The 8,382-nt window shown below is 62.2% G+C and carries 7 protein-coding genes and 1 tRNA gene; 4 read left to right on the top strand and 4 right to left on the bottom strand.

The annotated features are described in order from the left end of the window. Positions 1-152: 152 nt before the first annotated feature. Together NKH60_RS30410 and NKH60_RS30405 are read right to left on the bottom strand one after the other, a co-directional pair. Positions 153-227 (bottom strand) — tRNA-Gln (locus NKH60_RS30410). Between the two features lie 138 nt (positions 228-365). Beyond that, positions 366-674 carry a VOC family protein gene (locus NKH60_RS30405; RefSeq protein WP_352874478.1) on the bottom strand — a complete coding sequence of 103 codons (309 nt, stop codon included), beginning with the start codon at positions 672-674 and terminating at the stop codon, positions 366-368. 187 nt (positions 675-861) lie between these two features. Here NKH60_RS30405 and ppdK point away from each other — a divergent pair, with 187 nt between their 5' ends. The 3 genes from ppdK (at position 862) to NKH60_RS30390 (ending at position 5,658) form a co-directional block, all read left to right on the top strand. After that, positions 862-3,540, top strand: a complete 2,679-nt coding sequence (gene ppdK, locus NKH60_RS30400) for a pyruvate, phosphate dikinase (protein ID WP_352874477.1) — start codon at positions 862-864, stop codon at positions 3,538-3,540. A gap of 135 nt (positions 3,541-3,675) precedes the next feature. Continuing rightward, a complete protein-coding gene (locus NKH60_RS30395; protein WP_352874476.1) occupies positions 3,676-4,779 on the top strand; it encodes a glycosyltransferase family 9 protein in 1,104 nt (367 codons plus the stop codon). A 141-nt stretch (positions 4,780-4,920) separates the two neighbouring features. Beyond that, a complete protein-coding gene (locus tag NKH60_RS30390) occupies positions 4,921-5,658 on the top strand; it encodes a polysaccharide deacetylase family protein (RefSeq protein ID WP_352874475.1) in 738 nt (245 codons plus the stop codon). Here NKH60_RS30390 and NKH60_RS30385 read toward each other — a convergent pair whose 3' ends face one another. Both NKH60_RS30385 and NKH60_RS30380 read right to left on the bottom strand, forming a co-directional pair. Continuing rightward, on the bottom strand, positions 5,659-6,048 hold the full coding sequence (locus NKH60_RS30385; protein WP_352874473.1) for a DUF427 domain-containing protein: 390 nt from the start codon (positions 6,046-6,048) through the stop codon (positions 5,659-5,661). Between the two features lie 125 nt (positions 6,049-6,173). Beyond that, on the bottom strand, positions 6,174-6,560 hold the full coding sequence (locus NKH60_RS30380; protein ID WP_352874472.1) for a hypothetical protein: 387 nt from the start codon (positions 6,558-6,560) through the stop codon (positions 6,174-6,176). Positions 6,561-6,735: 175 nt separating this feature from the next. Between NKH60_RS30380 and NKH60_RS30375 the strand changes: the two genes are divergently transcribed. Continuing rightward, positions 6,736-8,364: a fatty-acid--CoA ligase gene (locus NKH60_RS30375; protein ID WP_352874471.1), complete on the top strand. Its 1,629-nt coding sequence runs from the start codon at positions 6,736-6,738 to the stop codon at positions 8,362-8,364. The last annotated feature ends 18 nt before the right edge of the window (positions 8,365-8,382 follow it).

Here is an 8,382-nt window from a genome sequence, read left to right as displayed (position 1 = left end):
TGGCTCGTCAGCTTCATGCATTACGATCTCGGGTATATCGACTTGGAACAGAGGACCTTGCAGACCATCGACAACCCGTTCGGCATGAGGTTGTCACCCATGTCTTAAGTACAATCTGTTACCCATGTCTCCGGGTTGGACAATTGGAGAACTGGCTGGGGCGCCAGGATTCGAACCTGGGAATGTCGGTACCAAAAACCGATGCCTTACCACTTGGCGACGCCCCAGCAGCCAGGACGTGCCCACTGCGCGCGGCCTTATAAGACGGGCCGAGGAAAACCTCAACGGCCAAAGATACCGAGATTACGAATACCTACTACCGTACGAGCCCAAGGCTGGATTCGCAAACGTCACTTTGAACGGGCCTATTCGGCCCAGACCGCCATTTCATTGCCTGCCGGATCGACAAATGGAATCGCCTGCCGCCGCGGGAATGTAAAGATCGGCTCGACGATGGTGCCGCCGACATTATAGACCAGGGGCAGCGGCTTGGCCGGCGCATCTTGGCCATCCGCCTGAAAACCGCCGTCCAGCCCTTCGGCAAAAGCTGAATAGGTCGGCCCGTAATCGGTGAATGACCACGAGAAGACCGCGCTGTAGAAAGCCTTCACCCTGTCCAGCGTTCCGCCTGTCGCCGGCATTTCCAGATAATCGAGCTTTCCGGTCACTCTCATTCGTTCAGCCTTTTGTTCACGTTATGTTCTACAACAAAGCTTTCCAAAAAGCAAGTCTTTTCGGCGCCGCTTTTCATTAATCGATTGTAGAGGCCGGCCGGCTTGGTCGATGCCTTGCCTTTCGCACTGCAGCATCATATCGCTCGATTTGTCAGTATTTCCAATCTCCTGCAACCGGGGAGCAAGCATGACCAAATGGGTCTACACCTTTGGCGATGGAGCGGCGGAAGGCCGTGCCGGCGACCGCAATCTGCTCGGCGGCAAGGGCGCCAATCTTGCCGAAATGTGCAGCCTGGGCCTGCCGGTGCCGCCGGGCTTCACCATCACTACCGAGGTCTGCAACGCCTACTACGCCAACGGCCACGCGTATCCGGCCCCGCTGGAAGCGGACGTTGCGATCGCCCTCGACCATATCGGCCGGCTGACCGGGCGCCGTTTCGGCGATCCGTCGAAACTGCTTTTGGTGTCGGTTCGCTCCGGTGCCCGCGCCTCTATGCCCGGCATGATGGACACCGTGCTCAATCTCGGCCTGAACGACGAGACGGTCGAAGCCTTGGCCGCCGATTCAGGCGATCCGCGCTTTGCCTATGACAGCTACCGCCGTTTCATCCAGATGTATTCCGATGTCGTCATGGGTCTCGACCATGAGGTCTTCGAGGAAATCCTCGAAGACCAGAAGGGCGGCCTCGGCCATGAGCTCGACACCGAGCTGACGGCCATCGAATGGCAAGGCGTGATCGCGCTCTATAAGGCCAAGGTCGAGGAGGAGCTCGGCAAACCGTTTCCGCAGGATCCACACGAGCAGCTCTGGGGCGCCATCGGCGCCGTGTTTTCCAGTTGGATGAACAACCGCGCCATCACCTACCGGCGCCTGCACGACATTCCCGAAAGCTGGGGCACGGCGGTCACCGTCCAGGCCATGGTCTTCGGCAATATGGGCGACACCTCGGCCACCGGCGTCGCCTTCACCCGCAATCCGTCGACCGGCGAAAGGCAGCTCTATGGCGAGTTCCTGGTCAACGCCCAGGGCGAGGATGTCGTTGCCGGCATCCGCACGCCGCAGAACATCACCGAGGCGGCGCGCATTGCCGCCGGCTCCGACAAGCCGTCGCTGCAGAAGCTGATGCCTGACGCCTTCCAGGCTTTCGTCAGCATCTCAGACCGCCTGGAAAAGCATTACCGCGACATGCAGGATCTCGAATTCACCATCGAGCGCGGCAAATTGTGGATGCTGCAGACCAGGTCCGGCAAGCGCACCGCCAAGGCGGCGCTGAAGATTGCCGTCGACATGGCCAGGGATGGACTGATTTCGAAAGAAGAGGCCGTCGCCCGCATTGATCCGGCCTCGCTCGACCAGTTGCTGCATCCGACGATCGATCCGAAGGCGGCGCGCGATATCATCGGCGTCGGCCTGCCGGCATCGCCAGGTGCTGCCACCGGCGAAATCGTGTTTTCCTCGAACGACGCCGAGGAGGCTAAGGCGCAAGGCCGCAAGGCGATCCTGGTGCGCATCGAGACCAGCCCCGAGGACATTCACGGCATGCATGCGGCGGAAGGCATCCTGACGACGCGCGGCGGCATGACCAGCCACGCCGCCGTTGTTGCGCGCGGCATGGGCAAGCCTTGCGTTTCGGGCGCAGGCTCGCTGCGCGTCGACTACAAGGCCGGCACGCTGATGGCGATGGGATCGACGTTCCGCAAGGGCGATATCATTACCATCGACGGCGGCAACGGCCAGGTGCTGAAAGGCGCGGTACCGATGCTGCAGCCCGAACTCTCGGGCGATTTCGCCGCCATCATGGAGTGGGCCGACGGCGCGCGCCGCATGAAGGTGCGCACCAATGCCGAGACGCCGCTCGATGCGCGCATGGCGCGGTCCTTCGGCGCCGAAGGCATCGGGCTTTGCCGCACCGAACACATGTTCTTCGACGGCGACCGCATCGTTGCTATGCGCGAGATGATCCTGGCCGATACCGAAAAGGACCGACGAACGGCGCTGGCCAAGCTGTTGCCGATGCAGCGCTCGGATTTCCTCGAACTGTTCGAGATCATGGCCGGGCTGCCGGTGACTATCCGCCTGCTCGATCCGCCGCTGCACGAATTCCTGCCCAAGACCGAGGAGGAGGTGGCCGAGGTCGCCACCGCCATGAATGTGTCGCCGGACAAGCTCCGGCGGCGTACCGAAGCGTTGCACGAGTTTAATCCGATGCTCGGCCACCGCGGCTGCCGGCTTGCCATCTCATATCCCGAAATCGCCGAGATGCAGGCGCGCGCCATTTTCGAGGCGGCCGTGGAGGCCGGCAGGAAGGCCGGCGCACTGGTGGTCCCCGAAATCATGGTGCCGCTGGTCGGGCTGGTGAAAGAGCTCGATTTCGTCAAGGCACATATCGATGCGGTCGCCAAAAGCGTGATGGAGGAGACCGGTGTCAGGATCGACTATCTGACCGGCACGATGATCGAACTGCCGCGTGCCGCGATCCGCGCCCAAATCATCGCAGAGGCGGCCGAATTCTTCTCCTTCGGCACCAACGATCTGACCCAGACCACGTTCGGTATCTCGCGCGACGACGCGGCCTCGTTCCTCGAGACCTACCGGCAAAAAGGCATCATCGAGCAGGATCCGTTCGTGTCGCTCGACATAGAGGGCGTCGGCGAACTGGTGCGAATGGCGGCCGAAAAGGGCAGGGCGACGCGGCCCGACATCAAGCTCGGTATTTGCGGCGAGCATGGCGGCGACCCGGCCTCGATCCATTTCTGCGAAAAGGTCGGCCTCGACTACGTCTCGTGCTCGCCATACCGGGTGCCGATCGCCAGGCTGGCCGCTGCGCAAGCGGCGGTGCAGGCTGCAAAGAACGGCCGCGGATAGGAGTTGGAGTCCACCGGCATCTGACCTTACCGATTTGTAACCGAATTCACGCGAACGTGCGTGTGTCGGCTCCAAATCCCGACATCGTTTCTGCCCAGTTTCCGGCCCCCGAACCCGCCCCGGTGCCAGAAACAGATGTTGCAGAACCCGCCCACGCACGTCCGCTCGATTCTCATCCTCCAGACGAAATTCATCGGCGATCTTGTCCTCGCTTCCGCGCTCGCCAGAAACCTGCGCCTCCAATATCCAAAGGCCAGGATCGTGTTCCTTTGCGAGGCGAACTTTGCCGGTTTCCTGTTGGCTCATGGCATCGCCTCGGACGTGGTGGCGTTCCGACGCGTACGGATGCGTGGCACCCCTGTGCAGCGTGGTCGCGAGCTTTACGCGATGGTGCGCGCTCTGCGCCGGTTCCGGCTTGACCTGACCATCGACCTGGCCGATTCCAAAACCTCACGCATCATTGTCAGGCTCGTCAACGCCAAGACCCGCGTCGGATATGATCCTCCCGAAAAACCGTTGCGCTGGCTGGAACGCCAGCCCGCCAACGTCCTGGCCAAGCCGTTTGGCTTTGGTGGCCAGCATTATCTCTACCGCTATCTTTCGCCGCTTGAGGCGCTTGGCGTGGAGTTGCGTGCGCCGGTCCCAATGATTGAGCCGCTGCCGCTGGAGACCGCCAGGGCATTGGCGCTTCTCGACCAGCATCATCTGCGGCGTAACGCCTTCATAGCCGTTCACGCGGGAGCGAGCTTCCGGGGGCGGCAATGGCAGCCGGAACGTTTTGCGCTGGCGATCGACGAGATCTCGCGGCAGACCGGGTTGGACTTCCTGCTTGTCGGCGGCCCCGATGAACGGGCATCTGCCGAGCGCATCATCGCCAAGGCCGCTTCGCCGGTCGTCAACTTGGTCGGGGCGCTGTCGCTTGCAACGCTGCTGGCGGTCCTCGGCCAGGCACGCCTATTTCTCGGGAACGAGAGTGGTCCGATGCACATGGCCGCCGCCGCGGGAACGCCGGTTGTCGGCCTGTTCGGCCTGACCGACCCGGCCGTCTGGGGCCCTGTCGGCGTGGCTACTGTTACGCCGCGGCCCTCCATGCCTTGCGAGTGCATAGCCAGGGACCTGTGCCGCCGACCCGATCCGAGCAAGGCTTGCTGCGTCTGGCGACTTGAGGTCAAAGCGGTTGTCGACGCGGTGCGCGCGATTCTTTCACGTAAGGTTAAGAACGTGGAGCACGCATTGTGACCTCGTGCTTGCCAAAGGTCAGGCCGGCGGTCAAATTGCCGCTGCCGAGGCTTTTGCAGGGGCACCGTCCCGATTTCCGCCTTGATGCCGGTCTTGGGGTCGCCGCTTCAACTTTGATCCGGCCGACCTGGAAATAAATCGATGCGCCTGTTCCAAAAGTATTTTTGCGCCGTTGCGATATCGCTGTGGGCTGTCTCTCCTGGCAACGCCCAGTTGCTCGTCGCACCGACGCTGCACATCAAGGCCGAGGCGGGCGGCGGCCGCGTCGCGCTGACGCTCGATGCGTGCGGCGGAAGGACCGACACACGGATTCTCTCGGCGCTGGTGGAAAACAAGATTCCTGCCACCATTTTCGTCACCGGCATCTGGCTGAAGCACAACGCCGCCGCCGTCGAGATCATGCGGGCGCATCCCGAACTGTTTGAATTGGAAAACCATGGCGGCCGCCACGTCCCGGCCGTCGACACGCCGCAAAAGATCTACGGCATTCGCAGTGCCGGCAGCCCGGAGGCCGTGCTGGCCGAAGTCGAATCGGGTGCTGCCGCTCTTGCCGTGACCGGCGAACCGGCGCCGAAATGGTTTCGCGGCGCAACCGCCGAATACAGCGCGTCGGCGATCGCGATGATACGCAAGCTTGGTTTCAAGATCGCCGGATTCTCGATCAATGGCGACGGCGGCTCATTGCTCGGCGCAAAAGAGACCGCCCGGCGCATTGCCGCGGCGAAGGACGGCGACGTCATCATCGCTCACATCAACCAGCCGACCCATGCGGCCGGCGAAGGCGTAGTGCAGGGACTTCTGGCGCTGAAGGCCAAGGGCCTCACCTTCGTGCGGCTCGACGATGCCGACGGCATCGGCGATGAAGGCACCACCGACTGATCAGTCGGGCGTGGCCTCGATGGTCACCTTGTTTGGATAGAACGCGCCGTGGTCGCGGATATCGGCCATCTCGTCGAACGGCCGCTCATAGGCCCACATCGCATCCTCGCCTGCATCGCCGGCGGGCAGCACGCTCCAATAGCTGGCATCGCCCTTGTAGGGGCAGTGGGTCGAGAGCTCGGTCTTATCAAGCTGCTTGAAGTCGATGTCGTCGAACGGAATATAGAAAACAGGCGGATAGGGAGGTTCGCTCAGCACCTTGACCTTGCTGGACGAGGCGATAACGACATCGCCGACGCGCACCGTCACGGTTCCCTCGTAAGGCTCGACTGTGATGACCTTGCCGGGATTGCGCTGAAAGCCGGGTGACGGATTTGCGATCTGGTCCATATCGGATCTCCTTGCCTCTACCCCGAGATGTGTCTGGCAAGCGCGTTGCGCAAGACCTGCCAGTCACCGGCGGGCATCGCCTGCGGGTGGCAGTCTTGCGCTTTCCTCCGGTATCCCGCCTAAAATCAGGCGGCGGCCTGGAATGCGTCCATCAGCCCGGCATAGGCGGCGGCAATGCCGGCCACCGGATTGGTGCTTTTCGAGGTGGTCTCGACCTTCAGCGCACCACCGCTGGTCGGCAAAGTGAGCAGCAGGAACTGGCGATTGCCGCCATCGCCGACCGATGCGGCGGCGACGTGCTGGGGTTCGCCCTCGTTCTCGACGCACATCTTGAACAAGAGCGTGCCGCCGACCGCCTCGAGGGCGCCGCCGACGACCTCGACGAATTCATCTTCGGAAACGGTTTTGGCGTCAGGCACCAGATCAGCCTCCGCGACATCGGCCGCCACCAGATCGGCCAGGCTTTCGGCAAGCGTATTTTCGAGGGCTTTGTCGTCGAGCTGCGCGTCCATGCGAACCTCTTTCATTCGCCAATCGCGCCCCGCCGTTAATCAACGTTAACGCCGAGCATGGCCGGATTGTGGCGAATTCGGCCTCAATTGGCTCCATGCCCCGCTCCAGGCCGATCCTGGCTGGACAATCCGCCGGTTCGTCCCACAATGACGAAAAAATAACGGGAGGAACAAGATGCTCGGGCTGATGCAGGAATGGCCGCTGCTTTGCCATAAGCTGATCGACAATGCCGAGAGGCAGCACGGCAGCCGCGAAATCGTGTCGCGTTCGATCGAGGGGCCGATCGTGCGCAGCACATATGCCGAAATCCATGATCGTGCCCTGAAGGTCGCCGAGCGGCTCGAGCGTGACGGTTTCGGGCTTGGCGACCGCATCGCGACGCTGGCCTGGAACACCGCGCGCCACATCGAGGCCTGGTACGGCATCATGGGTGTCGGCGCCATCTATCACACGCTCAACCCGCGGCTCTTTCCCGAGCAGATCACCTGGATCATGAACAATGCCGGGGACAAGGCGATCTTCGTCGACCTGACCTTCCTGCCGCTGCTCGAAAAGATCGCCGGCGCGGTCAAGTCGCTGAAGCAGGTTATCGTGCTGACCGACAATGCGCATATGCCGGAGACTGCGCTGCCCAATGTGGTTGCGTACGAAGAATGGCTTGCTGAAGCCGACGGCAACTTCGCCTGGAAGACTTTCGACGAAAACACCGCCGCCGGCATGTGCTACACCTCGGGCACGACGGGCGACCCGAAAGGCGTCCTCTACAGCCATCGTTCGAACGTGCTGCACGCCATGATCGAAGCGATGCCCGACGCCATGGGCCTGTCGTCGCGCGATACCGTATTGCCGGTCGTGCCGATGTTTCACGCCAACGCCTGGGGCCTTGCCCAGAGCGCGCCGATGATTGGCGCCAAGCTGGTCATGCCCGGCTGCAAGATGGATGGCGCTTCGATCTACGAGCTGCTCGACACCGAGAAGGTGACCTTCAGCGCCGCCGTGCCGACGGTGTGGATGATGCTCCTCCAGCATCTGGAAGAAACCGGCAAGAAACTGCCCTATCTGCAGAAAGTCGTCATCGGAGGCGCGTCCTGTCCACGCGCGATCACGACGAAGTTCCAGGACAGTTACGATGTCCAGGTCGTCCACGCCTGGGGCATGACCGAGATGTCGCCGCTCGGCACGCTGTGTACCTTGAAGCCGGACTATGCCGGGCTGAAGGGTGAGGCTCGCCTCGCCGTCCAGCAGAAGCAGGGCTTTACACCGTTCGGCATCGAAATGAAGATAACGGATGACGACGATAACGAGCTGCCATGGGACGGCAAGACCTTCGGCCGACTCAAAGTCCGCGGGCCGGCCGTCGCGCGCGCCTATTATGGCGGCATCGGATCCGAACAGTTTGATGAAGACGGCTGGTTCGATACCGGTGATATCGCGCATATCGACCCCGGCGGCTACATGCAGATCACCGATCGCGCCAAGGACGTGATCAAGTCGGGCGGCGAATGGATCTCGACCATCGAGCTCGAGAACCTCGCTGTCGGCCATCCCGACGTGGCGGAGGCCGCCGCCATCGGCATTCCGCATTCCAAATGGGGCGAGCGGCCTTTGCTCGTGGTCGTGCGCAAGCCGGGCAGGGATCCGTCCAAGACCGACATCCTCGCTTTCATGGACGGCAAGCTGGCGAAGTGGTGGATGCCGGACGACGTCGCTTTTGTCAGCGAAATCCCGCACACCGCTGCCGGCAAGATCCAGAAGATTACCTTGCGACAGCAGTTCCGGGATTATCACCTGCCGACGGATTGACCGGAGATGCGGCGTCTT

Source organism: Mesorhizobium sp. M1006, from assembly GCF_040318825.1.
Classification (GTDB): Bacteria; Pseudomonadota; Alphaproteobacteria; order Rhizobiales; family Rhizobiaceae; genus Mesorhizobium.
This window is presented reverse-complemented; position numbering and strand designations above follow the sequence as displayed.